Origin of the sequence: Paraburkholderia madseniana, assembly GCF_009690905.1 — a bacterium.
GTDB lineage: Bacteria > Pseudomonadota > Gammaproteobacteria > Burkholderiales > Burkholderiaceae > Paraburkholderia > Paraburkholderia madseniana.
The window spans coordinates 53,474-80,240 of sequence record NZ_VOSW01000007.1 but is presented as its reverse complement, the minus strand read 5'-3'; the positions used below and the strand labels follow the sequence as shown (position 1 = coordinate 80,240).

Annotated in this window: 23 protein-coding genes; 10 read left to right on the top strand and 13 right to left on the bottom strand. The window is 62.5% G+C overall.

Annotation, left to right across the window (positions count from 1 at the left end; genetic code table 11):
* Positions 1 to 5: 5 nt before the first annotated feature.
* The 8 genes from FSO04_RS05710 to gspG form a co-directional block, all read right to left on the bottom strand.
* Entirely contained in the window at positions 6 to 785 is a 780-nt protein-coding gene (locus FSO04_RS05710; protein ID WP_154558757.1) for a type II secretion system protein N, read from the bottom strand.
* Between the two features lie 22 nt (positions 786 to 807).
* Entirely contained in the window at positions 808 to 1,311 is a 504-nt protein-coding gene (locus FSO04_RS05705; RefSeq protein WP_054042756.1) for a type II secretion system protein M, read from the bottom strand.
* Positions 1,308 to 2,708 carry a type II secretion system protein GspL gene (gspL, locus tag FSO04_RS05700; RefSeq protein WP_154558756.1) on the bottom strand — a complete coding sequence of 467 codons (1,401 nt, stop codon included), beginning with the start codon at positions 2,706 to 2,708 and terminating at the stop codon, positions 1,308 to 1,310. Before gspL ends, FSO04_RS05705 begins: the two co-directional genes overlap by 4 nt.
* 28 nt (positions 2,709 to 2,736) lie before the next feature.
* The gene (gene gspK / locus FSO04_RS05695) at positions 2,737 to 3,999 is read right to left on the bottom strand and encodes a type II secretion system minor pseudopilin GspK (protein WP_414693388.1); all 1,263 of its coding nucleotides are present in this window, start codon (positions 3,997 to 3,999) and stop codon (positions 2,737 to 2,739) included.
* A gap of 679 nt (positions 4,000 to 4,678) precedes the next feature.
* Entirely contained in the window at positions 4,679 to 5,356 is a 678-nt protein-coding gene (locus tag FSO04_RS05690) for a PulJ/GspJ family protein (protein WP_154558755.1), read from the bottom strand.
* On the bottom strand, positions 5,334 to 5,750 hold the full coding sequence (gspI, locus tag FSO04_RS05685; protein WP_154558754.1) for a type II secretion system minor pseudopilin GspI: 417 nt from the start codon (positions 5,748 to 5,750) through the stop codon (positions 5,334 to 5,336). Before gspI ends, FSO04_RS05690 begins: the two co-directional genes overlap by 23 nt.
* 1 nt (position 5,751) lies before the next feature.
* Positions 5,752 to 6,321: a GspH/FimT family pseudopilin gene (locus FSO04_RS05680; RefSeq protein WP_154558753.1), complete on the bottom strand. Its 570-nt coding sequence runs from the start codon at positions 6,319 to 6,321 to the stop codon at positions 5,752 to 5,754.
* A gap of 30 nt (positions 6,322 to 6,351) precedes the next feature.
* Positions 6,352 to 6,816, bottom strand: coding sequence for a type II secretion system major pseudopilin GspG (gene gspG, locus FSO04_RS05675; RefSeq protein ID WP_154558752.1), 465 nt, complete (start codon positions 6,814 to 6,816; stop codon positions 6,352 to 6,354).
* Positions 6,817 to 6,988: 172 nt separating this feature from the next.
* Here gspG and FSO04_RS05670 point away from each other — a divergent pair, with 172 nt between their 5' ends.
* Positions 6,989 to 7,402 (top strand): type II secretion system protein N, encoded by a 414-nt coding sequence (locus FSO04_RS05670; protein WP_154558751.1) that lies wholly within the window; start codon positions 6,989 to 6,991, stop codon positions 7,400 to 7,402.
* A gap of 26 nt (positions 7,403 to 7,428) precedes the next feature.
* Here the strand turns inward: FSO04_RS05670 and gspF are convergent, their stop codons facing one another.
* The 3 genes from gspF to gspD are packed head-to-tail and all read right to left on the bottom strand — an operon-like array spanning position 7,429 to position 12,546.
* Positions 7,429 to 8,646, bottom strand: coding sequence for a type II secretion system inner membrane protein GspF (gene gspF / locus FSO04_RS05665; protein ID WP_093634517.1), 1,218 nt, complete (start codon positions 8,644 to 8,646; stop codon positions 7,429 to 7,431).
* A 4-nt stretch (positions 8,647 to 8,650) separates the two neighbouring features.
* The gene (gspE, locus tag FSO04_RS05660) at positions 8,651 to 10,219 is read right to left on the bottom strand and encodes a type II secretion system ATPase GspE (protein ID WP_168435573.1); all 1,569 of its coding nucleotides are present in this window, start codon (positions 10,217 to 10,219) and stop codon (positions 8,651 to 8,653) included.
* Positions 10,216 to 12,546 (bottom strand): type II secretion system secretin GspD, encoded by a 2,331-nt coding sequence (gene gspD / locus FSO04_RS05655; protein WP_154558750.1) that lies wholly within the window; start codon positions 12,544 to 12,546, stop codon positions 10,216 to 10,218. Before gspD ends, gspE begins: the two co-directional genes overlap by 4 nt.
* A 516-nt stretch (positions 12,547 to 13,062) precedes the next feature.
* On the opposite strand from gspD, the gene FSO04_RS05650 reads away from it, so the two are divergent.
* Entirely contained in the window at positions 13,063 to 13,512 is a 450-nt protein-coding gene (locus tag FSO04_RS05650; RefSeq protein ID WP_093634514.1) for a lytic transglycosylase domain-containing protein, read from the top strand.
* A gap of 157 nt (positions 13,513 to 13,669) precedes the next feature.
* The gene (locus FSO04_RS05645; RefSeq protein WP_154558749.1) at positions 13,670 to 14,998 is read left to right on the top strand and encodes a GTP-binding protein; all 1,329 of its coding nucleotides are present in this window, start codon (positions 13,670 to 13,672) and stop codon (positions 14,996 to 14,998) included.
* 123 nt (positions 14,999 to 15,121) lie between these two features.
* On the opposite strand, the gene FSO04_RS05640 is transcribed toward FSO04_RS05645, so the two are convergent.
* A complete protein-coding gene (locus tag FSO04_RS05640; protein ID WP_006050811.1) occupies positions 15,122 to 15,400 on the bottom strand; it encodes an HU family DNA-binding protein in 279 nt (92 codons plus the stop codon).
* Between the two features lie 414 nt (positions 15,401 to 15,814).
* Between FSO04_RS05640 and mnmC the strand changes: the two genes are divergently transcribed.
* The 7 genes from mnmC (at position 15,815) to FSO04_RS05605 (ending at position 25,066) form a co-directional block, all read left to right on the top strand.
* Positions 15,815 to 17,782: a bifunctional tRNA (5-methylaminomethyl-2-thiouridine)(34)-methyltransferase MnmC2/FAD-dependent 5-carboxymethylaminomethyl-2-thiouridine(34) oxidoreductase MnmC1 gene (gene mnmC / locus FSO04_RS05635; protein WP_154558748.1), complete on the top strand. Its 1,968-nt coding sequence runs from the start codon at positions 15,815 to 15,817 to the stop codon at positions 17,780 to 17,782.
* A gap of 853 nt (positions 17,783 to 18,635) precedes the next feature.
* Positions 18,636 to 19,841 (top strand): cation:proton antiporter, encoded by a 1,206-nt coding sequence (locus FSO04_RS05630; protein WP_097390783.1) that lies wholly within the window; start codon positions 18,636 to 18,638, stop codon positions 19,839 to 19,841.
* Between the two features lie 152 nt (positions 19,842 to 19,993).
* Positions 19,994 to 21,109 carry a YbdK family carboxylate-amine ligase gene (locus FSO04_RS05625; RefSeq protein WP_097390782.1) on the top strand — a complete coding sequence of 372 codons (1,116 nt, stop codon included), beginning with the start codon at positions 19,994 to 19,996 and terminating at the stop codon, positions 21,107 to 21,109.
* 536 nt (positions 21,110 to 21,645) lie between these two features.
* Positions 21,646 to 22,284: a MarR family winged helix-turn-helix transcriptional regulator gene (locus tag FSO04_RS05620; RefSeq protein WP_154558747.1), complete on the top strand. Its 639-nt coding sequence runs from the start codon at positions 21,646 to 21,648 to the stop codon at positions 22,282 to 22,284.
* 128 nt (positions 22,285 to 22,412) lie between these two features.
* Positions 22,413 to 23,126 (top strand): glutamine amidotransferase, encoded by a 714-nt coding sequence (locus FSO04_RS05615; protein WP_154558746.1) that lies wholly within the window; start codon positions 22,413 to 22,415, stop codon positions 23,124 to 23,126.
* Positions 23,127 to 23,199: 73 nt separating this feature from the next.
* Positions 23,200 to 24,312, top strand: coding sequence for an NADH:flavin oxidoreductase/NADH oxidase (locus FSO04_RS05610; protein ID WP_154558745.1), 1,113 nt, complete (start codon positions 23,200 to 23,202; stop codon positions 24,310 to 24,312).
* A gap of 220 nt (positions 24,313 to 24,532) precedes the next feature.
* Positions 24,533 to 25,066: an SET domain-containing protein gene (locus FSO04_RS05605; protein WP_154558744.1), complete on the top strand. Its 534-nt coding sequence runs from the start codon at positions 24,533 to 24,535 to the stop codon at positions 25,064 to 25,066.
* A gap of 72 nt (positions 25,067 to 25,138) precedes the next feature.
* Here FSO04_RS05605 and FSO04_RS05600 read toward each other — a convergent pair whose 3' ends face one another.
* Entirely contained in the window at positions 25,139 to 26,641 is a 1,503-nt protein-coding gene (locus tag FSO04_RS05600) for a sensor histidine kinase (RefSeq protein WP_154558743.1), read from the bottom strand.
* Between the last annotated feature and the right edge of the window lie 126 nt (positions 26,642 to 26,767).

Genomic DNA, 26,767 nt, shown 5'->3' with positions numbered 1-26,767 from the left:
GCGCCTCAGTGCGCGAACGTCAACGCGACCGTATCCGGTCCGCTTGGCCGGCCCAACAGATTCAGCAGTCCCGCGAGGTTGTCGCGCGCTTCCGGGGCGGCGCTGGCCGTCCCTCGAAACGATGTCGAGGCGGCTGACACCGTGCCATTGCCAGTCAGCATCAGTGGCCCCTTCAGGGTCGTCAGATCCAGCGTGGACGACGCACCCTGCGCCTGGAACAACAGCCGGTAAGAACCCAGTGGCTTGACCAGCGAGACGCGCGAACTGACATCGTTCAGGGTCACGGTCAACTGGCCGAACGCTTCCTGATTGAAGCTGCGCCAATCGGACCATGCGAGGCGCACGTCACCTTGCAGATCGAGCGTATTGAACGGCGCGCCGAGGCCGCTCAGCAGCGAAGCCGGCACCGCCATCGCACCCGGCGTAATGGTCGCGCTGCGCAGGGTCGCATCGACGGTGATCGGGTCGGGCATCGCTTCGCTGTGCCGCATGGTCATCCGCACACGGCCGGTGAAGAGCGGCCAGAACGCCGTGCGCCATTCGATCCGCCCCGGCAGCAGGGTCGCCGCGCTCATGTCGGAACCGGCGGCGAGCATCAGCGTGGCCGAGCCGTGCCACAGCGAACCGGACGGATTGACGAGATTGACGTGGCCATGGGTTTGTCTGGCGAACTGCGGCGTAATCCAGGCGGCCGGCAACAACGTGAGCATCACGACTGCGTTCGCCAGCACCGCGACCGCCAGCCAGGGTAGCGCGACGCGCAGGCGCCGCATCCAGTAAGTCATGCGAAATCCTGTAACGGCGCGGTCATTTCGCGGTAGATGGCTGCATCGACGCCGTCAGATCCACCTGGCCGTCTTCCTTGAGCGCGGTCACGTGCGCCTCGGCGACCTGCACCTTGAACTGCTTGCGCGCATCGTCGACCCAGCTCGTCCACGCGGGGAACGCCACGTTCTTCATCTGGATCTGCACCATGTTGCCGATCACCTGCACCTGGGTCGCGGCAAGGCCGTGATCGCCGAGCGAGGCGGTGAGCGCGTCCTTCAGCGCCGCGCCGGTCGGCGCGACACCTTGAGCCGCAGCGGAGAGCTGGCGCGCTTCGTTCGCCTGCGCAGTCATCTGCGCCAACTGACGCTGCAAGGTTGGCAGCGATTCACGCAGATGCGCGCGGCCATCCTGCGCCGGCGCCCACAGCACCGACCACGCGATCACCACGGCCAGCACCCCGCCGCCCCATGCCAGCAGCGTTTTTTCGCGTTCGGTGCGCTGGTCCCAGAATCCAGCCCAGCTTTGGGCGAGTTCAGCTTTCATTGTCCGTTCCTGATGGTCCACTTGCCGGTATTGCTGTCGATCGCGCCGGTCAGGCCGTTGCGCGCGAGACGTTTGGCGAAATCGGGATCGAGTTTCACCTCGGGCTTGAAGGTCACATCGAGCCGCCGGTCGTGATAGTCGAGCGCGGCGATACCGTTGACCGGCACCGGCGCCAACGAACGCGCGAGGCCATCGGCGAGCGATAGAAAATCGTCCGGCGACAACTCACCCGCCGCCACCCGCAACTGTTGCAACTGGCGCGACATCTGATCCGGCGCATCGAGCACGACCGTCGTCTTGGGGAAGGCGTTGAGAAGCAGCTCGGTCATCTGCGTGTTGATCGCGTCGCGCTGACGCGCGAGCATCAACCACTGCACGTTCGCGCCGGCGATCGCGATCACCAGCGCGCCGACCGCCAGCGCGACCGGCAGGCGCAGACGCCGCAGCGTCGCGCGGTCAAGCCGCCACGGCTGCGAGGCGAACTCGAACTGACACAGGTCGAAGCGGCACTCCAGCGCGCGGCGGGCGAGTTGCTCGAACGGCAGCGGGCTGGCCCCATGGATATGAGCCGCGAGCTTCGCCGGGCTGGCTGCTGCGAGACTCGGCTCGTTGCCGGGCACTTCCGTCAGCATGTACAGCGAAATTGGCGCCGCGCCGGCGAGCGCGCTGAGCGTCGCGTTCACGGCGTTAGCCGGCACCGCCAGCCCTTCGCCTTGCACGCCGCGCGCGATAGCCAGCTCGACGCGCGGCGTACCACTGACCGGCGCGCTTTCGACCGCACTCCCGAGCAGCAATGCGGGCGCGGTCTGGGCGACGGCGCCGAGCACGGCCGCCACCATCGGCACGACCGACGCGACGCCAGGCGGCATCACCGGCGCCACGCTCGCCGAGCCCGCCATGACCGGCTCGCCTGCGTTGACCATTTCCGCGACTTCGGCTGGCGTATCGAGCGCGACGGCTTGCGGCAGACAGCGCGTGACCGGCACGGCGCGCACGCTCCGATGACCGGCGGCGGCAAAGGCTTCGCAGATGAAGCGGAACCAGCCGCGATCGATGATCGCGAGCAACTGCCGGCCGCCCGCGACCGGTTGCGGATCGACGGCGATGTGACAGGTTTGCGGGTCCTGGATCAGTTGATCCTCGACGACATTCGGCAACGCCTGACGCAACCTTGGACCGCGCAAGGGCGGCAGCTTGGCGGGCATCATCAGCAGGTCGCGGGCGGCGACCATCAGCACCGTCGACGTAGCGCGCGGCAGCAGCGCGAGCGCCGAGCGGCCCGCGCGTTGGGTGCGGCCCGACTTGTCGAGCAGCACGAACGGCAACTCCGGCAGTTGCCATTCCTGCGATGGCACCGCCGGATCACGCGGCGGCAGTAGGACGATCAGTGTGCTCAAAGGCCACTCTCTCTGGGAAAGGCGTTATTCATAGTTGGTCTTGTACCCGCACGATACGCGTAGTGTGAGTCAATGCGTCGCGATAGACGAGGGTCGTGCGGTCCACTTCCGCGCGTTCGTGCTGCACGCGGCCGTGAATCAGAAAGTAGTTCGTGTTGACGTCCATTTCACTCGGGTCGACCGAGACCGACTGTACGCCGGCGCCGCGCAAGGCGAGTTGCACATCGCTGACGTTATGGAAAAACACCGTCTGCCGACGCGCGACGAAGGCTTGCGCGGCGGACAGGTTCATCCCCGGCACGATCGCCGCGATCACTTCGGCGGAGGCCGTATTCATGTTGACCGCCGACACCGTCGGCAGCACGGTGACGAATGGCCGCAAGCGGGCGATCATTTCCGGCGTATAGCCGGGGATATCCAACAGCGAATCGACGCTGGTCATTTGCAGCGGCGCGACGGCCGGGTTGTCGTCGCCGTCTTCCATACCGGGTTTGTCGGTGAAGCTGCCGCTCGTGGCGCCGCCACCCGCGGTAATTGGAGCTGTCGACGCGCCGGTAGTGGACGTAACGGTTTGGAAGCGTGTCGCCGATTGACCGAGGCTCGCGCGCATCTGCACGGCGGTGCTTTTTGCCAGTTGGCTGTTCACGCCGAGGGATACCAGCAGGCGCTGATAGGCGCCGATCTGCTCCGTGTTGATCTGCATGACGCCCGGCGCGGGGCTCGAGACCAGATTACGGAGGTTGAATTTCGCCTGGGCGTCTTCGATTGAACCTGAGAGATAGGTTGCCTGGCCTTGTTCGGCTCTGACTTCGCCGATTTGTCCAAGGAAATCCGACAGGCGGGTTTTGGCGATGGGGACGCCCCAAAGGCCACCCAGGTAGGTGATGCCTGCTGAGGTGTCGCCCTCGGAGCGGAGGATCAGACGCGTCCAGTCCAGCGCGCCGCGGGCGACCCATTGCGCCTGGGAGAGGAGGCGTTGGTTTTCGATCCTTCGGATTTGGACTTGCTGGCGCCAGAGCATGCCCGATACTAATATCGCTGATAGCGCGACTACTAGTAGGGCACTGATGATGGCTGCGCCTTGTTGGTTTGCCTGCGCGGCGCTTGGGTGTTTGCCTACGGCGTTGGGCTTTGATTGGCTTTTTTGCCTGCTTTGCGCTTTTGTCTGTGCGCTTGCGGTGTTGGCCTTTCCTTGTTTTGTTAGTGGTCTATTAGCGTTGCCCCTGTGCGGGGCGGCACCTACTTTTCTTTGCCGGCTGCAAAGAAAAGTAGGCAAAAGAAAGCAGCTCAAACCGCTACTGCTAAGCGGGAACCGTAGCTCAGAACCGCTAGTGGCTCCGTGGAATCTGTGTTCTCTCACATTCGGCGTCAGTGACAAGGGCGTCATACTTCCGGCGGCGCTACGCGCGCCGAAGAGTCGGTCTGAAAACCAGGGGGCGGGCTCACGCGTCGCGGGAGCCGTCGGCTTCGCCTCGGCGATACGCCTGACTAGTTGATCGCGCGTTGCACGCGCGACCGAAGTGGACGGCGGCAATTGCGAGTGGGGTGGGACCAAGTGGACCACTGGTTTGTTGAGGTGCTCTTCCGGCGAGCACGTCGTGCGAGACGGGAGGTATGACGCCCTTGTCACTAGCGCGAGTAGGTGCACGAACACAGATTCCAGATGCACCACTACCTGTTGCAGGCTACGGTGCCCACTTAGCATTAGCGGTTTGAGCCGCTTTCTTTTGCCTACTTTTCTTTGCGGCGGCAAAGAAAAGTAGGTGCCCCCCCGCACAGGGGGAACGCTAATAGACCAAAAGCAAATCAAGGAAAGGCCAACACCGCAAGCGTGCAGACAAACCCGCCAGGCAGGCAAAGAAGACAAAACCGAAAGGCACGCGCGCGCACACCCAAACCCAGAGCGTCGCGAAGACAACAACAAAGCAGAAGACCCAGAGCGTCGCGGAGACAACAAAAAACCCCTCATCTCATTCTCCGACGAGAAAAACCCGCGTTACAGGCCGCGCCAACGACTTAGCCCCCACACTCACTTCCAGCCCAGTCACCGACCGCGGCAGCGGCGCATTCCCCAACTGGGGCACCTTCAAATTATTATCGTTCTCCGTAATCGCACTCTGCACATCCTTCATCTGCGTGGTCCAGCCAACCTTCGGCACATACAGCCGAGCAGAAATAGCCCCGACGCCCCCCATCAAAGGCACCGCCGTCCAGCCATTCCCCTCACCACCGCGCAGCGCACCCCGCAACTCGCCCACGTTCCCCAGCGGCGGCGATGCATATCGCACCACGCGCCCCTCGGACACGCGATACCTCACCACCTGCAACCGCGGCGCCGTCCCCGGCAATACCATCTCCCGTACGATCTGCAGCACGTTGCCACTAACCGATACGGCCGCCTGTCCAGACTCATCATCCGACGCGGCCTGCCGCACGTCGATCCGCATCTGGTCGAACAGTTGCGCAAAGACGCGCTCGTCTTCCATCGCGTTCGTGATCGTCTCCCGGCCACGAATGATCTGGTCCAGCCCGCGCCACGACAGCACGGCAATCACCGCCATGATCGCAATCGCGACCAGCAACTCGATCAGCGTGAAACCACGCGCGCCCGATCGGCCGCGGCGCTCAGAGCGAACGGTTGTTTTCATTCGCAACCACCGTGACCATCTGGGCGAGATTGCCGGAACGCCCCGGCGTCGTCACCATCACTTCCACCCGACGAAACACCGGATTCGGCGTCGCCGTTACATGCTCGGTACAGATCAACTCCAAATTGCCCTGCGAACAGTCAAAACTCGTCGAGCCAACGTTCGGCCAGCCATGCGTCAAATGCAGTTGCGCCAGCGTATTGTCGGCGCTCCATCCCGCCAGCAGCCGTCGATGCAAATCGGCTTCGCCGCTCGCCAGACTTCCCACCGCGCGCAACGACGCCGCCAACGCAATCGCGATGATCGCCAGCGCCACCAGCACTTCGATCATCGTAAAACCGCGCTGCGCGCCGTGGACCATCTCGCGAGCGCCCCTGTCCCTGCAACGACGCATCTCAGTGCACCTCATAGCGGCCATTGCCGGTGCCGATGATCGTCGCGCGCCCCGCCGCCGAAAACAGCGTGATCTGCACGGGCACGTCGATCGCTTCAGTGCCGAACACGACACGGCTCGGGTGCGAGTCCGATCCCGGGTAGTCAATCGTGACGCCGGTCACACCGCCTTCCCAGTTGCGCGGCCCAAGCAGGTCGTCACGCAACGGACGCCAGCCGTCTTCGGTACGCAGATCGAAGCGGAAGCCGCCATCGAGCGGTTGCCATGCGATCGGCCGTGCGCGCACCTGGGCCTCGTCGCCGGCCGATTCGAACAGCAGCGCGAGACGCTGCGCTTCTTCGTTCAGATCGGTGCGCGGGTTGCGCGTCATGGTCAGCGCGGTCAGCGATACCAGAATGCCCGCGATCACCAGCACCACCATCATTTCCAGCAGCGTGAAACCCGCCGCGCGCTTCCGGCCGCCTGCACTGAATTCACGTGCGCCACGCACGCACGCGCCGGCGCACTCCGTGTCCGGCAGCGACGCCGTACACGGAGTGTCCACACGGGACTTGCAAGCGGACAGTCGCATAGTGCCGGCCACGAACGATGAACTACTCGACTACTGCCACGACCCTACGTCGGCGTCGTTGCCTTCGCCTCCCGCTTTCCCATCGGCGCCATAGCTGAACACATCGATCTCGCCATGCACGCCGGGGTTCAAATACTGATAGCTATTGCCCCACGGATCGTTCGGCAGACGTTCGAGGTAGCCGCCGTCCTTCCAGTTGTTCGGCGCCGGATCCGTGCTCGGCTTTTCGATCAGCGCGCGCAGGCCTTGCTCCTGAGTCGGATAACGGCCGTTGTCGAGACGGTAGAGTTTCAACGCCTGCATCACGGTGCCGATGTCCTGCTTGGCGGCGACACGCCGCGCTTCATCCGGACGGCTCATGATTTTCGGCACGATCAGCGCGGCCAGAATACCCAGAATCGCGATCACGACCATGATTTCAATCAGCGTGAAACCGCGTTGACGACGGCTGCGCGGACCCGCGATTTCATGACGGCGAAGGGTCGACAGTTGCATAGCTTGCTACCTCTTTTCAGGTGAAATTTCGATCGGGCGGATTCGCGCGTCAGGCAATCAAGGTGCCATTGAACACGCCCGGCCGGTCATTTTAATGTCATGTTCTTGAAGGGTTGCGACAAACCGCCAGGCACCCCAACGCAATTTTCACAATAGTCCGTACAATATGCGCATGAACGCTATCCAAATCCGCCTTCTGTCGCTCGCACTGTTCGCCGTGTTCTGCGCGACGCTGACCTACTGGGTCATCACGATCTCCACGACATCCGGCGCGCCGTTGCCCGCCGCCGCCGCGCATACGCAGGTGTCGACCGATCAGGCTGCCACGCTGTTCGGCGGCCAGCTCACCCGCAGCGCCAACCAGGACGTGCATCTGTTCGGCATCCTCGCTTTGCAGGAAGGGGCCGCAGCCATCGTCAGCGTCGGTGGCGAACCGCCGCATGCGGTATCGCTCGGCAGCGCGCTCATGCAAGGCGCCAAACTCTCCGAAGTCCGCGCCCGCTCGATCATCATCGACCGCAACGGCGCGCATTCCGAAGTGTTCCTGCCGGCCAACGCGCCAGGTCCAACCATCTACGTGCGCTGACCCAGGCGTTCTGCCTGGCTTCAGCCTTACTGCACCAGGTTGTTCAACTCGATGATCGGCAGCATCACCGCCAGCACGATCACCAGCACCACGCCCCCCATCGCCAGAATCAGTAACGGCTCGAGCAGGCTCGTCAGGAACATCGTGCGACGCTCCAGCTCACGTGCTTCGCCGTCGGCCGCACGATCGAGCATGGTCGTCACGTCGCCGGTCGCTTCACCCGAACGGATCAGGTGAACCAGCACGGGCGGAAAGGTCTTCGTATTGCCGAGCGCACGCGATAAGGACGTGCCTTCGCGCACACGCACGATCGCATCGTCGATGTTCTCGCGCATCGCGACGTTGCTGAGCGTTTCGGCTGCGGCTTGCAGCGCGCGCAGGATCGGCACACCCGCCGCCGTCAGAATGCCGAGCGTGCTGGCAAAGCGCACGGTGTTGTAGCCGCGCACGAGTTTGCCGAGCAGCGGGGCGGTCAACAGCCACCGGTCGAAAGCGAGGCGCGGGCCGGGCTGTTTCAGGATCGAACGCACCAGATACACCAGCACGACCACGCCGATCAGCATCGCCCACCACCAGTGCCGCACGAAACCGGACAGCGCCATCATCATGATGGTGAGGATCGGCAGTTGCTGTTTGGTGCTGGCGAACACGTTCACCACTTGCGGCACCACGTAGCTCAACAGGAACGTGACGATGCCGAAGGCGATGAGGGTCACGATCGCCGGGTAGGTGAACGCGAGCACGATCTTCTGCTTGAGCGCGTTGCGTTGCTCGATGTAGTCGGCCAGACGCGAGAGGACGAGACCGAGCTTGCCGGTATGTTCACCGGCAGCCACCAGCGCCCGATAGATCTCGGGGAAGTCTTTGGGATGCTGCGTCAGCGCGTTCGCGAGCGAATGGCCGCCGAGCACTTCGGCGCGAATCGACGCCATCAGCTCGCGGATGTAGTCGCGCTCCGATTGCTCGGTCAACACCGATAACGCTTCATCGAGCGGCAAGCCGGCAATCAGCAGGCTGGCCAGTTGCCGCGTGAGAATCGCCTGCTCGCGCTGCGACAAACGCCGTCCCAGCGACAAGCGTTGATTGCGCTCACCACGTGTGCGCGTCGCAGCCGGTTCGACGACGAGTGGCGTCAGTCCCTGCGAACGCAGATTGGTCCGTGCGCCGCGCGCGCTGTCCGCGTCGAGCACACCTTTTTGCGCTTTGCCCGCCGCATCGATCGCTTCGAAACGAAATGCCGGCATGCGCTTATGCTCCGCCCGTTACGCGGATCACTTCTTCGAGCGACGTCAGCCCGGAGGCGAGCCAGCGGTCCGAATCTTCGCGCAGCGTACGCATGCCTTGCGCGCGGCCCGAAGTGAGAATTTCCGCATCGGATGCATTGCGGTGAACCAGCGTGCGGATTTCGTCGTCAATCAGAAGCAGTTCGTAGACACCGCGACGTCCCGCGTAACCCGACTGGCCGCATTTCTCGCAACCGACCGGATGCCAGCGCACGCTGCCATCCTCTTCGACGCGTTCTTCGCGGCATACCGGGCACAGGCGCCGCACCAGCCGCTGCGCCAGCACGCCGAGCAGCGATGACGCCAGCAGATAGGGTTCAACGCCCATGTCGGTCAAACGGGTCACTGCGGATGCCGCATCGTTCGTGTGCAACGTCGCCAGCACAAGGTGACCCGTCAGCGACGCCTGCACCGCGATCTGCGCGGTTTCCAGGTCGCGGATTTCGCCAATCATGATGACGTCCGGATCCTGCCGCAGAATCGAGCGCAGCGCCCGCGCGAAGGTCATGCCGATCCGTTCGTTGACCTGCGTCTGGCCGATGCCTGAGAGGTCGTATTCGATCGGGTCTTCGACCGTCATGATGTTGGTGGTCGCGGTCTCGAGCCGCGACATCGACGCGTACAGCGTGGTCGTCTTGCCCGAGCCGGTCGGGCCGGTCACCAGCACGATGCCGTGCGGTTTGCCGATCAGTTTGTCGAACTTGACGAGCGTGTCGGGGGCCATGCCGAGCGCTTCGAGATTCAGGCGTGAGGCGTCTTTTTCCAGCAGACGCAGCACCGCGCGTTCACCGTGGCCGGTCGGCAATGTGGAGACACGCACGTCGACCGGACGTCCGCCGACACGCAGCGTGATCCGGCCGTCCTGCGGCAGACGCTTTTCCGCAATGTCGAGCTGCGCCATGATCTTGATCCGCGAGATCAGCGCGCCGTGCAGCGCTTTTTTCGGCCGCACGACATCGCGCAACGTACCGTCGACACGGAAGCGCACCACCGATGACGTCTCGAACGGCTCGATGTGAATATCCGAGGCCTGTTCGCGCGCCGCTTGCGTAAGCAGCGCGTTGATCATGCGGATGATCGGCGCGTCGTCTTCCGACTCGAGCAGATCCTCGATCTCGGGAATGTCCTGCATCAAACGCGACAGATCGACTTCGCCTTCCACTTCGCCGACCACCTGCGCCGCGCTGCCGTCCTGGCGCGCGTAAGCCTGGTTGATCGCGAGCGCAAGTTCGTCGGCCGGCACACGCACCACGGACAACGCGCCGAAGTTGCGTGCGACTTCGGCAAGCGCAGCATCGCTGGTGCGTTCGCTGATCCAGACTTCGAGACTATCGGCGTGCTGATGCGCGACCAGAATCTGGCCGCCTCGGGCGAAGCCGTAGGGCACGAGCCGTGCGGCGACCGCCGACGGTGCGATGCGTTCGGCATGCTCCGCCACGACAGCGGGCGCAATCGCCCCGGCTTGCGTCGATGCAGCGACGCGCGCCGCTGCGGACGATCCCGGAGCTGACGGCGGCGTGGACGGCGTGCTCACGGCTGCACTCCAGGCGACGCCGTGGACGGTGCCGTCGGTACCGGATTCGTCTGCACAGCACCGCCATTCGTGACCGGATTCGTCTGCACAGCGCCACCATTCGTGACCGGCGGCGGCGCCATCTGCTGACGACGCATCCTGTCGAGATCGAACAGATTCATCGCAGGCGAACCGCCTTGGCTCGGGCCGATCGGCATCGGCGGAACCACCGGATCGTCCTTGTCCTTGATCAGGTTGTTGTCCGACTTGTACGCACCTGTCACGCCCTGGACGTAGTCGTAACGGTTCGACGTCACGGCCTGCGCGGTATCGCGATCGGTGATGATCACGGGGCGCAGAAACACCATCAGGTTGGTCTTGGCGCGGGTCTTCTGTTCCGAACGGAACAACTGGCCAAGCCACGGAATATCGCCCAGCAGCGGCACCTTGCTGTTGCTGACCTGGTAGTTGTCCTGCATCAGGCCGCCCAGCACGATGATTTCGCCGTTATCGGCGAGGACCGTCGACTGGATCGAACGCTTGGTGAACTCCGGCCCAGCCGGATTGGTCGCCGCGTTGGTCGTGCCGTTCACGATCGCCGAGTCTTCCGTGTAGAGCTGCAGCTTGAGAATCCCGCCCTCGGTAATCTGCGGTTTGATGTGCAGCGTCAGGCCGACATCGACGCGGTCGAACGTATTGAATGCGTTGCTGGTAGTGCCGCTCGTGAGGTTCGAATACGAACCCGTCTGGATCGGCACGTTCGTGCCGACGACGATTTTGGCTTCTTCGTTATCGAGCGTGATGAGGTTAGGCGTCGACAGCACGTTCGCATCCTGCGTCTGCGAAAGTGCCTGCAACAGCGCGCCGAGTCCCTGCACACCGAAAATGTTGTGAATCCAGCCGACGTTGAGGCCCTGCTGGATATTCTGGGTTGCGAGCGCCCCGGCGAGACCGCCGGTAGCGCCCGTCGCTGCGGCCGCAGCCGTCAGATTGATGATGCTGTTGCCGGTGCCGGTCGCCAGGTTGGTGCCGGCAAAGATCGAATTGTTCGCGACCTGCCACTGAATGCCGAGGTTGGCGTTCGTGTTCGAGTTCAACTCGACGATCAGCGCCTCGATATAGACCTGCGCGCGCCGCGCGTCGAGCTGGTCGATCACCGCTCGCAGGTTGCGGTACACCGGCTCAGCCGCCGTGATGATCAGCGAGTTGGTCGCAGAGTCCGCCTGGATCATGCCGCCCGGCTGATTGTCGTCGCTCTTGTCCTTGTCGCCGCCGAGCAGGCCGGCTGAACCCGAACCGCCGCTCGAACCGTATCCGCCCCCGCCACCGCCCAATGGTGACGCTCCCGAGCTGCTGTTGAGTCCGCCCGACGGCAGCGGCGGCGTACCCGACGTGCCCGTCGAATTGCTGCCGAAGCCACCTCCACCACCGCCGTTCTGGTTGAACGAATTGGCTTCGTTCGAGCCACCCGATGAGCCGGTGTCGCCGCCTTTACCGAGCATCCCGCGCAAGGTCTTCGCGAGCTTGGTCGCGTCAGCGTTGCGCAGCGCCACGACGTGCATGTTGCCGGGCATGGTGGTCGGCGAGTCGAGTTCCTTCGCCAGTTGCTTCGCGGCCGCGAGCCGGCCGCCGTTCGACGCGCGAATCAGCAGCGAGTTGGTGCGCGGGTCCGCGGTGATCGACACCTTCAGCGTCGCGTCGGTGCTGCCGATCGCGCCGGGGTCGAGCATCTTGGTCAACTGCGTGGCGATGTCGATCGCGTTGGCGTTCCTCAATTGCACGACCGCTACCGACTGGCCGGCGGCCGTATCGACACCCGCGATGATCTGCGCGATACGCCGCACGTTGTCGGCGTAATCGGTCACGACAATCGAGTTGTTGGCCGGGTAGGCCGCCACAGTATTGTTCGGCGAGATCAGCGGACGCAACACCGGCAACAGGTTATTGGCCGACTCGTTCTTCAGCACGAACACCTGCGTGACCACCTGGTCGCCTCGCGCCACCGGCGTATTGCCGACGTAGGTCGGCACGCCTTGCAGCTTGGCATCTGCCTCGGGTACGACCTTCAGCACACCGTGGTCCTGGACCAGCGCGAAGCCCTGCATCCGCAAAGCGGATTGCAAGGTCTTGAGCGCCTGATCTTCAGGCACTGCATTTTCCGACACGAGGTTGAGCTGACCCTTCACGCGTGGGTCGACGATGATCGTTTTGCCGGTCGCCGCGCCGATCGCCTTGGCCACCTGGTCGATATCGGCGTTCACGAAGTTGAGTGTCACCTGTGCCTGTGCTGTCTGCGCGGTGATCAATCCAGCCACCAGCAGCGCCGTTGCGACGCGACGCAATGCCATACGATTTCTTCTCATGGAATGTAGGATCGATGCCGACGGCCACAGCCGCCAACGGTCATGCAGTGCGAACATTTGAGCAGGCCGCCGCCCTGTCGGTCTGCCAGCCGGCTTCACAGGCAATCAACGCCCTGGACGCCGGACATCCAATGTCCGAAAAAAAGAAACAGTAACAGTTTTTCATGTCGGATTTGTCACAAAACGAACGGCTCCGTGCGATTACTCTAAAGACCGTCGCAGACTGTCAAACAATTGAAAGCAAACGAGCTTGTGTGCGCCGAACCGCAGAAGCGCTTCGTTTTACGCTTGATTATGTCGGTTAGCCAACTTGACGCTTGTAACTCTGTCGGTATGATACGAGCCGTTCGAGGTACTGGTTGTGACTTGCCAACGCGGGTTTTCCCCGATGGCCGACGAAAGCCCGGCCAGTACGCCTCACCGGCTGCCAGAGACTGAAGTATGGCCGATGTATGACCTTACCAAATCTTACCCTTGCGATTTGTTTAGTCGTCTTGACTGATGAAACGAACCTTCGTCACCGTCGCCGCAGGACTTGCCGTGCTGATCGCAGCAGGGCAGGCACGCGCCGATTGCTTTGACGAAGCGGCGAAGTATCAGAAGGTCAACCCCTTGATTCTGCGCGCAATTGCGTGGCAGGAGTCACACAATCGGCCGGACGCGCAGCATAAGAACGCCAACGGCTCGACCGACTATGGCGTGATGCAGATCAATTCGATCCATCTGCCCGTACTCGCGCAATACGGCATCTCGCAAGGCACGCTGATGGAGCCTTGCAAGAACGTCTACATCGCGGCGTGGCATCTGCGCCGCCAGATGAACAAGTACGGCAATACCTGGCAGGCAGTCGGCGCGTATCACTCCGAGACGCCGGCACTGCGTGATAAGTATGCTATGCAGATCGCCGCGATCCTGCGCAAGTGGAATCTGATGCCGGCTGCTGCACGCTGACTCACGCGCGTCCCGATCCGGCCCGTCACGCGGCCGCTCCCCGTTTGATGCACAATGCGGCTTCGTGCTGCCGTCGGTGTTCGGCCGTCTTCCGGCCCCGGAGTCATGCGACCCCAACCCGGCACGCCTTCCAATCCTCTTGTTTTACCGTACTGCGATGAACCAGCCGCTATTGCCCGTCACCGTGCTCTCCGGTTTTCTGGGCGCCGGCAAGACCACGCTCCTGAACCACATCCTCGCGAATCGCGCCGGTTTGCGCGTCGCCGTGATCGTCAACGATCTGGCCGCCGTCAATATCGATGCCACGCTCGTGCGCGACGCCGCCGCGCTCTCGCATGTCGAAGAGCAGCTCGTCGAACTGTCGAACGGCTGCATCTGCTGCACGTTGCGTGACGACTTGCTGGTCGAGATCAAGCGGCTTGCAGGTGAGAAGCGCTTCGATGCGATCCTGATCGAGTCGACGGGCGTAGCCGAGCCGATGCCGATCGCTGAAACGTTCACCTTCGTCGACGACGACGGCGCGTCGCTGTCCGACGTTGCACAGCTCGATACGATGGTGACGGTGGTCGATGCGTTCAACTTCCTGCGCGACTACGGTTCATCCGACGCACTCTCCGAGCGGGGCATCGCGGCAACCGAAGAGGACGATCGGACGCTGGTCGAATTGCTGATCGAGCAGATTGAATTCTGCGACGTGCTGGTGGTGAACAAGGCCGATCTGGTGAGCGCGGATGAACTCACGCGTTTGCAGCGCATCCTCGCCCGCATCAATCCGCGTGCAGTGCAGGTGGTGAGCCGTTTCGGCGAGGTACCGCTGGCCGAAGTGCTGAACACCGGGCGCTTCGATTTCGATGAGGCATCGAGCGCACCGGGCTGGCTGGCGTCGCTTAACGACGAACATGGGCACGACCATGAACACGGCCATGCCCATCACGGCGAAGCAGACGAATTCGGCATCGGCAATTTCATTTTCCGCGCACGGCGGCCGTTTCACCCTGAGCGCCTGTGGGCGTTGCTGCACCAGGAGTGGAAGGGCGTCTTGCGCAGCAAGGGCTTCTTCTGGCTCGCAACGCGTAACGACATCGCCGGTTCGCTGTCGCAGGCGGGTGGTGCTTGCCGGCATGGTCCGGCGGGGATGTGGTGGGCCGCGCAGGATCGCAGCGAATGGCCGGACGGTGATGACGAACTGGCCGCCGAAATTGCCGCCGACTGGTACGGCGATCCGGACGATCTGAGCATCGGCGATCGCCGCCAGGAACTGGTGATGATCGGCGTCGGCATCGACCCGGCTGTCTGGCAAGCCAAGTTCGACGCGTGCCTTGTAACCGATGAGGAATACGCGGCGGGACCGCAAGCGTGGCAACAATTCGCCGATCCGTTCCCGGCATGGGACTTCGACGAAGACGACCATGATCATGACCACGATCACCATGATCACGACCACGACGGTCATGGCCACGGCGAAATCGTGCATCGCCACGATTAAGCTCGAGCGGCCTTTCCGCCTGGTGCTGATTGTTTAGCCGCGACGCCCGTCGCGGCTAAACAGAAATCGCAGACGAAAAAAAACCCGCCGTTGGCGGGTGTCAACTGCCAGGCAGTAATCTGCTTAGCGCTTGTTGACTGCGTCCTTGAACGCCTTACCAGCCGTGAACTTGACGGTCTTGGCGGCCGGGATCTTGATAGTTTCACCGGTCTTGGGGTTACGACCCGTACGTGCTGCGCGCTTGCCCGAACCGAAGCTGCCAAAGCCGATCAACTGGACCGCGTCACCCTTCGACACAGACTTCTTGATCACTTCAAGCAACGTGTCCAGCGTCTCACCGGTTTGAGCCTTGCTGGCGCCGGTCTGTCCTGCGACGGCGTCGATCAGTTCCTGTTTGTTCATTAAGGTTCCTTTCTGAGTTTAGGTTGACACGAACAGCGCGAACGCGCCGATTATACGTGCGCGGGCCGCGCCGTCGAGCAGCTGCGGCTCCGGATCCCCTCCGGACAATTAGCGCCGGGCAGTGACTGCCCGTCGGCCGTGCTGCCGCTCCCTTCGCGGCGCTTGCTATGATAGCGCAGCGCAAACCCAATCAGGATAAGGGTTTCGAAGATTTAAGCGGTTCTGGGGCAGATATCGAGGGGAAACCCTCCTTTTTCCTCCTCGCAGAGCCCAATTGAAGGCTGAAACCCAGTATGGACGGGGCTTAGCGTTGGTTTTTGCCAACGTTGCAGCGCGTCTTTTTCGCCGCCCGGCGAGCTGCGCGCGCTGGCGGTAACGTCTGACTCGCTCTTTCGAGCGTCATTTCCGCCGCGCATGACCGATCCGCTGATCCCCGCCGTCCTCGCTTTTCGCGACAACGGCACGCCTTTTTCGCCGTTCTACGACGACATCTATCACAGCGCTGTCGGCGGTCTCGAACAGGCTGAATACGTCTTTCTCCGCGGCAATGGACTGCCGCAGCGATGGCAGGACCGCCGCGTCTTCACCGTGCTCGAAACCGGCTTCGGCATGGGGATCAACTTCCTGATGACCTGGGCCGCCTGGCGTGCCGATCCGGCGCGCTGCGAGCGCTTGCACTTCGTGTCGACCGAGAAGCATCCGTTTACTCAAGCCGATTTGCGCAGCGTCTATGCGACGACGATCTCGAATCCCGAGATCGCCGCGCTCGCGGAAACGCTGGCAACTGAATGGCCGATGCTCGTCCCCGGCACGCACCGGCTCGAATTCGAGGGTGGGCGAATCACGTTGACACTGGTGTTCGCTGACGCCGCGGAGAGCCTGCCGGCGTTGAGGCTGCGCGCCGATGCGTTCTATCTCGACGGCTTCGCCCCGGCAAGAAACCCAGAAATGTGGACGCCGGCGATCTTCAAGGCGCTCGCCCGGATGGCCGGCGAGAACGCCACATTCGCAACCTACAGCAGTGCCGGCGACATCAAGCGCGCGTTGACGCAAAACGGCTTTGTGTACCAAAAAGTCGATGGTTTCGGCTGGAAACGCGCGATGCTGGTCGGCCATTTCGCGCCGCGCTGGCGTGTCCGCCGCTATGAGCCGCCCGCGCCACTTGAAGTCGATGAGCGGCATGCGATCGTAATCGGCACCGGCCTCGCGGGTTGCGCGGCGATCGAGCGGCTGGCCGCACGCGGCTGGCGCGTCACGTCGCTGGAGCGGCACGCGTCGGTGGCTCAGGACGCCTCGGGTAATCCGGCCGGCGTGTTCCATCCCATGATCTCGCGCAACGACAGCGTCGCTTCGCGCGTCACGCGCGCGGGCTTTCTCTACACGCTCAGACGCTGGGCCGCGCTCGAACGGCTTGGTTACCGTCCATTGCGCGGCGCGCCAGGGCTGTTGCAGATCGCCGCGGACGACGAAGAAGCCCGCTCGATGAGCGAGGCAATCGCCGCGTTCGGTTACCCGGCGGAATATGTGACGCCCGTTTCGCTGAACGAGGCGCAAAGGCTTGCGGGCATGCCGCTCGCGCGAAGCGGCTGGCTTTTCCCCCAAGGCGGCTGGATCGACCCGGCGTCGCTTTGCACCGCGCAGTGCGCAGCCGCGGGCGGGCTGCTCGAACGCCGCTTCGGAGTAGACGTGGCGCGCCTCGAACGGTCCGGCAATCAATGGACCGTCTTCGACGCAACTGGGCAAGCCATCGCGCGCGCGCCGGTGGTCATTGTCGCGAGCGCGCACGACGCCGCGCGGCTCGCCGGTTTGCAGTACGCGCCGACCCGCAGCATCCGCGGCCAGTTGACTTTGCTGCCGCCGGGCACGGTGCTCACACTCGAGATGCCGGTTATAGGCGAAGGCTACGCGGTCCCGCTCGCCGACGGCGTCACGCTGACCGGCGCCACCTACGAACTCGACGACCCCGACACCGCGTTGCGACCGGATGGCCATCTGGAAAACCTCGAGCGCGTTGCGCAGATGCTGCCGGCCTTTGACGGCATCGTCGACCCGGCAGAGGCGGTGAAGCTCGCCGGGCGCGTCGCGTTTCGCTGCGTCACGAGCGACCGGATGCCGATGATCGGCAACTTCGCCGACGAAGCCGCCTCGGCCCGCGATGCCCAGCGCCTGCGTGGCGCATGGCCGCTCGATCTGCCACGCGTCGACGGCTTGTACGGCGGGTTCGCGTACGGTTCTCGCGGTCTGGTATGGGCGGCACTTGGAGCGGAGCTGATCGCCTCGCAGATCGAAGGTGAACCGTGGCCGCTCGAACGGGATTTGGCCGAAGACATCGATCCTGCCCGCTTCCTCTTGCGTGCGTTGCGCCAGGGTACGGTGAGTTAACCCGTAGTTAACCGCGCGCACCGAACATCGGCGCCAGGAAAAGTTATCCACTGAAACTTGTGGATAACCGCGCCGTTTACCGGCGCAACTCATGTGGAACCGTTGTGGACGTAAACGGGGTAACTTTGCCGCGGCCGAAAATCGCGAAAAGTTACCCTTGTATACCCTCCGCTGCCGCACACGCTGTGCATCCTGTTATGCGAGCGGCAAGCCGATGAATCAATTCGGTAAACCGGAGTTATCCACAGAAAACGAGTCACCTTGTTAACTGTTACTACGTATACATACGGTAAACCTGTAAACAGAAAGGCCGTCCCGAGATCGAGCGCAATCGTTGAGCCCGAAGCGTCGAAAGTTGAAGGAAAACGCCGCCGGCCGTGTGCCAGGAAACACATCTGCAACGTCGAATCTGTACGCTATGAGAGCCCGACCCGGTTTTAAAACGGTCGCTTTTTCCTCATCTCGCGAAGATAACGTACGTTTTTACCGTTTTGCCTGCATGTTCCTGTCTTTTCGGTCAAGTCTGAAAAAGCTATGGCACAATCGCCGTTCTTTTCCGCGTCGTGCCTCGCCGCTGGCCGCACACGCTGCAATGGAACGGTGCCGCGCAATCAGAATCTGATTCAAAGTCGACGGCGTTCTTTCACCGTGCCGGGCCGGTAGCTACGGCCGCCCCCAGAATGCGCTGCGCCCCTTGCGGCTGCGGCACATTCAGATCATCCGATCGTTGAAAACTCGCAACGCGGGTCACGCGAAGCGATCGCGACAGTGAGCGCCTCATGCGTTCATCCGCTCGCCGGTGTTTGCGCCGGTTCGTGTTGTCTGCCGTTGCTGCCAAGGAGAACCCATTACGATGAAGTCGGCGTTTTCATTTTTTCCAGCATGGCCACTCACACCCGACGCCATTTTTTGGGCTGGTCTTGCATTGCTCGCCGCGGGTCTGTGCGGTGAACTGTGCTACCGCGCATGGCGTTTGCCGCGCATTTCCGGGTATGCGGTCATTGGCCTGGTAGCCGGCGCAGCCGGTTTCGGCGTGATCGACGCTGATTCCGCGAGCGCCGCGCGGCCTTTGCTCGACGTAGCGCTCGGTTTGTTGTTATTCGAACTGGGCAGCCGGCTCGATTTGCGCTGGATTCGCCGCAATCCCTGGCTGATTCTGTCGAGCGTCGCGGAAGCCACGCTGACGTTCGCACTGGTTTTGCCGGTTTTGTTGTTCCTGAAGGTGCCGCTGATGGTGGCAACGGTGCTCGCCGCGATTGCCATGGCGACTTCGCCGGCAATGGTGATCCAGCTCAAAACCGAGCTGCGCGCGGAAGGCCAGGTCACGCAACGGTTGTTGACCCTTACCGCGCTGAACAGCATGTACGCGGTGGTGATCGAAAAACTGGTCTCGAGCTGGTTGCATCAGGAGGTTTACGGCAACGTCTACGCCACGATTCTGCAGCCGCTTTATTTGCTGGTCGGCTCGCTCGTGCTGGCCTATCTGCTGGCGCGCACCTGCACGTTTTTTTACCGTCGTCTGAACATGCAGGACGAGCATTCGTTCGTCGCGCTGTTCGGCCTCGTGCTGCTGGCCATTGCGGTGGCGCATGTGTTCAAGCTTTCCACCATTCTCGCGTTGCTGGCCGCGGGCATCATCGTGAAGAATCTTGAAGCGCGTCCGCAGTTGTGGCCGGAACATTTCGGCACGGCCGGCTGGTTGTTGACCGTGATTCTGTTCGTGCTGACGCTCACTTCGTTCGAATGGAAAGACATCGCGCTTGGCGGTGTCGCGGCGCTGGGTCTGATTGTTGCGCGTCTGGTCGCGAAACTGGTGGGCGTGATGGCCTTCGCCAAGCCGAGTGGCTTGAACTGGAAGCAGGGCATGGCGCTCGGTTTGTCGTTATCGCCCATGTCGGCGCTTGCGTACCTGCTCGTCGACGATACCTACAACCTTTATCCGAATTTCGATCCGCAACTGCGCGCGATCGTGATGTGTTCAATTTTCGTGCTGCAGATTCTCGGGCCGTGGCTCGTGTATCGCAGCCTGGCGCTGGTGGCTGAACGGCGCGAAGAGTAAGCGCACGGTAAGGGCACGCCGCTGTCCGATGCGCTGTCCAATGCTTTACGCGCCTGATTTGCGCGCTTTATCCAACTTATTCGATTCAAAAACGGCCGGGTGTGTGACACAGACATGTGACACACATCGGCCGACCTGACTCTGGGGACGCCATGTCACTCGAACCCTTCATCGATTCGAAACCGTTCACATTCGGTGTCGAACTCGAGATGCAGATCGTCAATACGCACGACTATGATCTGACCAAAGCCGGCTCGGATCTGATGCGCCTCATCAAGGACGAAAAAATTCCCGGCAACATCACGCCGGAAATCACCGAAAGCATGATCGAGCTGTCGACCGGTATCTGCACGACGCATGAACAGGCCGTCACCGATTTGCGCACGATCCGCGACACGCTGGTGTCGGCGGCCGACCGTCTGAACGTCGGCTTGTGCGGCGGCGGCACGCACGCATTCCAGCAATGGAGTGAAAGGCAAATCGTCGATACGCCACGCTTTCAGTATCTTTCCGAGTTGTACGGTTATCTTGCCAAGCAGTTCACGGTGTTCGGCCAGCACGTGCACATCGGCTGTCCGGATCCGAACAGCGCGCTGTATCTGCTGCATTCGATGTCGCGCTTCATCCCGCATTTCATCGCGTTGTCCGCTTCGTCGCCGTTCGTGCAGGGCGTCGACACCGGTTTTCATTCGGCACGACTGAATTCCGTGTTCGCGTTCCCGCTGTCGGGCCGTGCGCCCTTCGTGTTGACGTGGGATAGCTTCGAGGAATATTTCTCGAAGATGGTCCACACCGGCGTGGTCAACAGCATGAAGGATTTTTACTGGGACATCCGGCCGAAGCCCGGTTTCGGCACGATCGAAGTACGCGTGATGGATACGCCGTTTTCGGTGGATCGCGCCGCGGCGATTGCCTGCTACATCCAGACGCTTGCCCGGCATCTGCTGCTCGACAAGCCGATCACGCCGAAGGAAGACGATTACCTCGTCTACACGTTCAACCGCTTCGAAGCATGCCGCTTCGGTCTGGCCGGCAACTGCATCAATCCGCAAACGAGCGAACGCAAGACGATTTCCGAAGACATCCTCGAAACGCTGGATCTGATTGCACCGCACGCCGAAGCATTGGGTTCGGGCAACGCGCTCGCCGAAATCGGTGCGATTGCGCGCGGTCAGGTCAACGACGCGACGTGGCTGCGGGGCGTTTTCGAGCAGGAAAAGTCCTTGCATGAAGCTGTCAGACAGCAGTGTCTGCAGTGGCGAGCCTAGCCAGATAGAGGATTGCTTACGTTAAACCGTAAGGAAGACCCGCCTCGTGCGGGTTTTTTTTCGTAAATAAATTTCCAGCTCGCGGGCCTTCAGGTTTTTCTAAAATTTACGTATACAAACGTAGTAGTAGTTAACAAGCATTGCATCTGCCTGTGGACAACTGAATAATTCCCTGAAAAGTCAAAGTGCTACGTAAACCATAACTGGGCTGATCCGAGGCGCATCGATGGCGGTAAACGAGGACAACTTTAGTAAGGAAAGAGGGGGCAAGCTGCTTATCAAGAATTGGCACACAGGCCATCCCCTGTGTTTTCCCATGGTTATCCACAGCTTGCGTTGGATAACTTAGCTGTACGATTGGCCGGTCTCGCATAGAATGTCGTTTCATCTGCCTTTGGCTTGCAAGGCGGTAAATTTTTGAGATAGTAGAAACCGTCTCGTCTGCTTTAGGGCGAGGCCACCCCACACAGGCTACGGGCGTGTTCGGCAGCGGTTCGCCGACATCGCTCGCAAGCTTAATAAACCAAACGAAGATTATGAGCGAAGGCGTATACGGAGAACAGGCAACCGGGCGAGTGACCCACAGCCTATTGCGATTGAGCACGGCCATGCGGAGCCAGGCTTGGGAATGGGCGGAAGGCGCAGGCCTTACGCCGACCCAGGGCGAAATCCTGGTCTTGCTGATGCAACGCAAGGGGCCGATGCGTCTTGGCGAAATTGCCCGCGAAACGGCCCTGACCGCCGCGACCACCAGCGATGCCGTGAGCACGCTCGAGACCAAAGGCCTGGTCGAAAAGCGCCGCGCACTCGACGACGGCCGCGCCCTCGCGGTCCGGCTGACGGCGCGTGGCCGCACGGCCGCGAAGCGCGCTGCGCAATGGCCGGACTTCCTGGCCAAAGCGGTCGGCACGCTGCGTGAGGAAGAACAGACGCTGTTCTATCGCACCCTGCTCAAGACCATCCATCAGTTGGAAGCGCAAGGCACGATTCCGCCGCACCGCATGTGCCTGAGCTGCTCGCACTTCGAGCCGAGCAAGAATCCGAAGAAGACGCCGCATCACTGCGCGCTGCTCGACATGAAGATGTCGGACACGGATCTGCGTCTCGATTGCTCGGTGTACGAAGTGGCCGACGTCGCTACCCAAAAGAAGACCTGGAAGATCTTCGCCCAATAAGGCGGCTTCTCCTGGGACAATCCGCTACACTGCGAAGCCGTGTTCCGGCGGGCGGCGATTGCCGTCCGCCGGCCGGTTCGCGCCGTGTAGCGGCAAGTCTTTAGGCAACCTGAAGGTGGGACAGGCTGATGAATCGGGAAGTTCTGGCCATTCGCCACGTGCACTTCGAGGATCTGGGCAGTCTTGAGCTGGAGCTCGGCGAACGGGGGCGCCCGGTGCGCTATCTCGACGTCGGCGTTGCCCGTATCGAAGCGCCGGACCCGTTTGCCGCATCGCTCATGGTCGTACTCGGCGGCCCGATCAGTGCAACTGACGACGCGCTTTACCCGACGCTCGTCCCGTTGCTCTCCATGATCGAAAAGCGCATCGCCGCCGGTTTGCCGACGCTCGGCATCTGCCTTGGCGCGCAATTGATCGCGCGTGCGCTCGGTGCACGCGTCTACCCCGCGGGCCATACCGAACTCGGCTGGACACCGCTTACGCTCACCGATGCGGGCCGTGCGTCGCCGGTGCGTCATCTGGACGGCGCCCACACGTCGATGCTGCACTGGCACGGCGACACCTTCGACCTGCCCGACAACGCCACACGTCTCGCCTCGACGCCTGCCTGCGAAAACCAGGCGTTCGCCTGGGGCGGCCATGTGCTGGGCCTGCAATGTCATCCGGAGATTCGCGCTGACCGGTTCGAACCCTGGCTGATCGGCAATGCCGGTGAGATCGCCGGCCACGGCATCGACGCGCGGCAGTTGCGGGCCGAGACCGCGCAGTTCGGTCCGGCGCTGGAAGTCGCCGCGCGCCGGATGTTCGGTGAGTGGCTCGATCAGGTCGGGCCGAAACCCTGATCTGCGCGTGCCTGCAGACAATCATCCGCGGTGCTATGCTCGATCGCTCTCGGGTTTCTACTGGGCGTAATCCATGAGCGCGCTTTTTTCCCCGCTCACGCTGCGTAGCGTGACGCTTCCCAATCGTATCGTTGTCTCCCCGATGTGCCAGTATTCCGCCGAACGTGGCGAGGCGACGGCATGGCACATGATCCATCTCGGCAGTCTCGCGTTATCCGGCGCCAGCATGGTGTGCATCGAGGCGACCTCCGTCGAACCGGATGGCCGCATCACGCCGGGCGATCTCGGGCTGTGGGACGACGCTACCGAAGCCGCCCTGAAGCCGGTTCTGGCCGCGATCCGCAAGCATTCGCCGATTCGCGTCGCCATGCAGTTGTCGCATGCAGGGCGCAAGGCGTCGAGCCATGTGCCCTGGGAAGGCGGGCAACTGATTCCGGTGTCGCAAGGTGGCTGGCTGCCACATGCGCCGTCGGCGTTGCCGCACAAGGCGGGTGAAGAGCCGCCGCTTGCTCTCGACACGCCCGCACTGAACCGGATTCGCGAAGCGTTCGCGGCCTCCGCGCGGCGCGCCGCGCGTCTCGGCATCGACGCCCTGGAAGTGCACGCGGCACATGGCTATCTGCTGCACCAGTTTCTGTCGCCGATCGCCAATCAGCGCAGCGACGATTACGGCGGTTCGCTCGAAAACCGTATGCGCTTTCCGCTCGAAATTTTTGACATCGTGCGCGCCGCGTTTCCCGCCGACAAACCGGTTGGCGTGCGCGTCTCGGCGACTGACTGGGTCGAAGGCGGCTGGGCGCTCGAGGACACGATCGCGTTCGCGCAGGAATTGAAAAAGCGCGGCTGCGACTGGATCGACGTGTCGTCCGGCGGTGTTTCGCCATTGCAGAAGATTCCACTTGAGCCGGGCTATCAGATTCCTTTCGCGAGGGCCGTCAAACGGGCAACCGGCCTGACAACCATCGGCGTGGGCCTGATTACCGATCCGCTGCATGCCGAGCAACTCATCGAAGAAGGCGATGCCGATCTGATCGCAATGGCCCGCGCGTTGCTCTACAACCCGCGTTGGCCGTGGCATGCCGCCGCGCAACTCGGCGCGACGGTCGAAGCGCCGCCGCAGTACTGGCGTTCGCAACCGCGCGACCAAAAAGCCCTGTTCGGCGAGATTTCGTTTGGACAACGGTGAAGCTGCCAACGCGCCTTGCGCGCGCACGTCTTATTGACGGTTGAACGAAGCCGTCTTGAGCGTGTAGGATGCCGGATGTGGCGCATGAGCGTCGCAGGTCGACGCGGCGCTCGCAAGGCGCCGCGTTTGCTATCCGCGTCGGAAAAAGCAGCGCGTTAGACGCGTGCATTTCTGACGGCTGCCGGATCTTCACCCCTAGTTCTTCACAAGGATTCATTCAATGAGTTCACGCAGGATCGCCGTGCGCCGTTCGGGTGTGCACGGCAAAGGCGTGTTTGCCATCGAGCCGATTGCGGCCGGCGAACGGCTGATCGAATACAAGGGTGAGCGGATCTCCTGGAAAGAAGCGTTGCGCCGTCATCCGCACAATCCGGACGAACCGAATCACACGTTCTATTTCGCGCTCGACAGCGGCAAGGTGATCGACGGCAAAGTGGACGGCAACAGCGCGCGCTGGATCAACCATTCGTGCGCGCCGAACTGTGAAGCCGAAGAGATCGACGGTCACGTGTACGTGCACGCGCTGCGCGACATCGCCGAGGGTGAGGAAGTCTTTTACGACTACGGCCTCGTCATCGACGCGCGCCAGACCAAGAAGCTCAAGAAGGAATACGAATGCCGCTGCGGGGCGCGCAAGTGCCGCGGCACGATGCTGGCGCCGGCGGAGAAAGAGAAGGGCGCTTCCAGGTCCGACAAAACGGTCAAGACGGTGAAGAAGGCGAAGACGTCCGCGAAAAAAGCGAAGAAGAAATGAAACGCGGGCTGCCTGAGTTGAACGTAAGTGAACTCAAGGCAACCCGTGGCAGTACATTGACGCACTGCAGAGTCACATATCGATCGGCGCCGAGTGCGCCGATTTTTTTGCCGGACGCCGCACTTCGGGATCGACGCCGTGCTGAACGCTGATCGGTATCAGCGGAATACGCACAATAAAGCGCGCACCGCCTTCCGGCGCATCTTCGTAATGCACGCTGCCGTGATGCAGCACCATGATGTCGTGAACGATTGCGAGACCGAGACCGGCGCCGCTATCCACACCGGCGTCGCTCTGACCGTCGCCGCGGAAGAACCGTTTGAACAGGTCGGCTTGCTGCGTGAGCGGCACGCCCGGCCCGTTGTCTTCGACGACGATCTCGGCCATGCGCAGATCGTCGATCACGGTTTGCGACACCGTCACGGTGATGCGACCGCCATCGAAGCGTGAAGGCGGCACGTACTTGAGCGCGTTATCGAGCAGATTGGCGATCACTTCGTGCAGCAGCACGGGATTGCCGCGCGCCATCAGCGGATGATCGTTGCCCGGATCGTCGAGGCGCTGGAAGCCGAGGTCGACGTGAAAAGTCAACGCACGCGGCACCCATTCCGCACCCGTATCGAAAGCGAGTGCGGCCATGTCCACGTTGACGAAACGTGCCGCCTGTTCGCCCGGCTCCGCGCGGGCCAGTGAAAGCAACTGATTCGACAGCCGCACGGCGCGGTCAGCCGCCGCGCGCAGTTCACGGACCGCGGCGAGCGTTTGCTGCGGGTCACGCGCGACCGCGGCCTGCTCCGCGTGCAGCTTGACGGCGGTGAGCGGCGTGCGCAACTGATGCGCGGCGTCGGCGATAAATTTGCGCTGGCCGTCGAGGGCGGTTTTCAGACGATCGAGCAGCGCATTCAACGCGCCGGTAAGCGGCCGGATCTCAACCGGCACATAGGTCTCGTCCACGGGTTCGAGCGACGTGTGGGTCTGCCGGTTCAGCGAGTCCGCGAGATCGGTGAGCGGATTGAGCTGCTGATTGACGACCCGCCACACGATCACCCAGCCCGCCAGCAGCAGCAACAGTAGCGGCATCATGATCGCGACCAGAAACTCGGCGGCGATGCGAAAACGGTGATGCACCGGTTGGCCCACTTCGACGACGATCGGATTGCCGGTCGGCTGGTCGACGCGTACCTGGGCCACGCGCACCGTCACGCCTTCGTGTTGCGTTTCGAAGACGTACGCATAGTGCATGCGCCGTACGCTGGTGCCTTGCAGCGGAAGATTATGGTCGCCGGCGATCTCGGTTTCGCCGTTGCTGATCCGATAAACGAGTTGTTCGACCGGATCGGAGAACATGGCCTGCGCGAGCGGCGGCACCGTCACCTTGGCATCAGGGCCGGCAATCTGGATCTGTTTGGAGATCGCGGTGGCGAGATCGGCGAGCGAGCGGTCGACCACGTGCTGCGTGTATTGCCACGCCAGCCAGTAAGCGATCAGGCCGCTCATCAATGCGAGCAGCGAAAGGGGAGCAGCGAGGCGCCGCAGCAGCGTGCGGCGCAGACTATTGGCGGCCGGCTGGGGCATGATCGAACGCGCGGGAAAGGAGCAACGGCTTAAAGCACCGTGGCACCGTGAAAATTCGCCGGAAGCCGGCGAATTGCGCACTGAGTGCGCGGCGCCGGCCCGGCGCTGTCGGGCCGCAATTCGGAT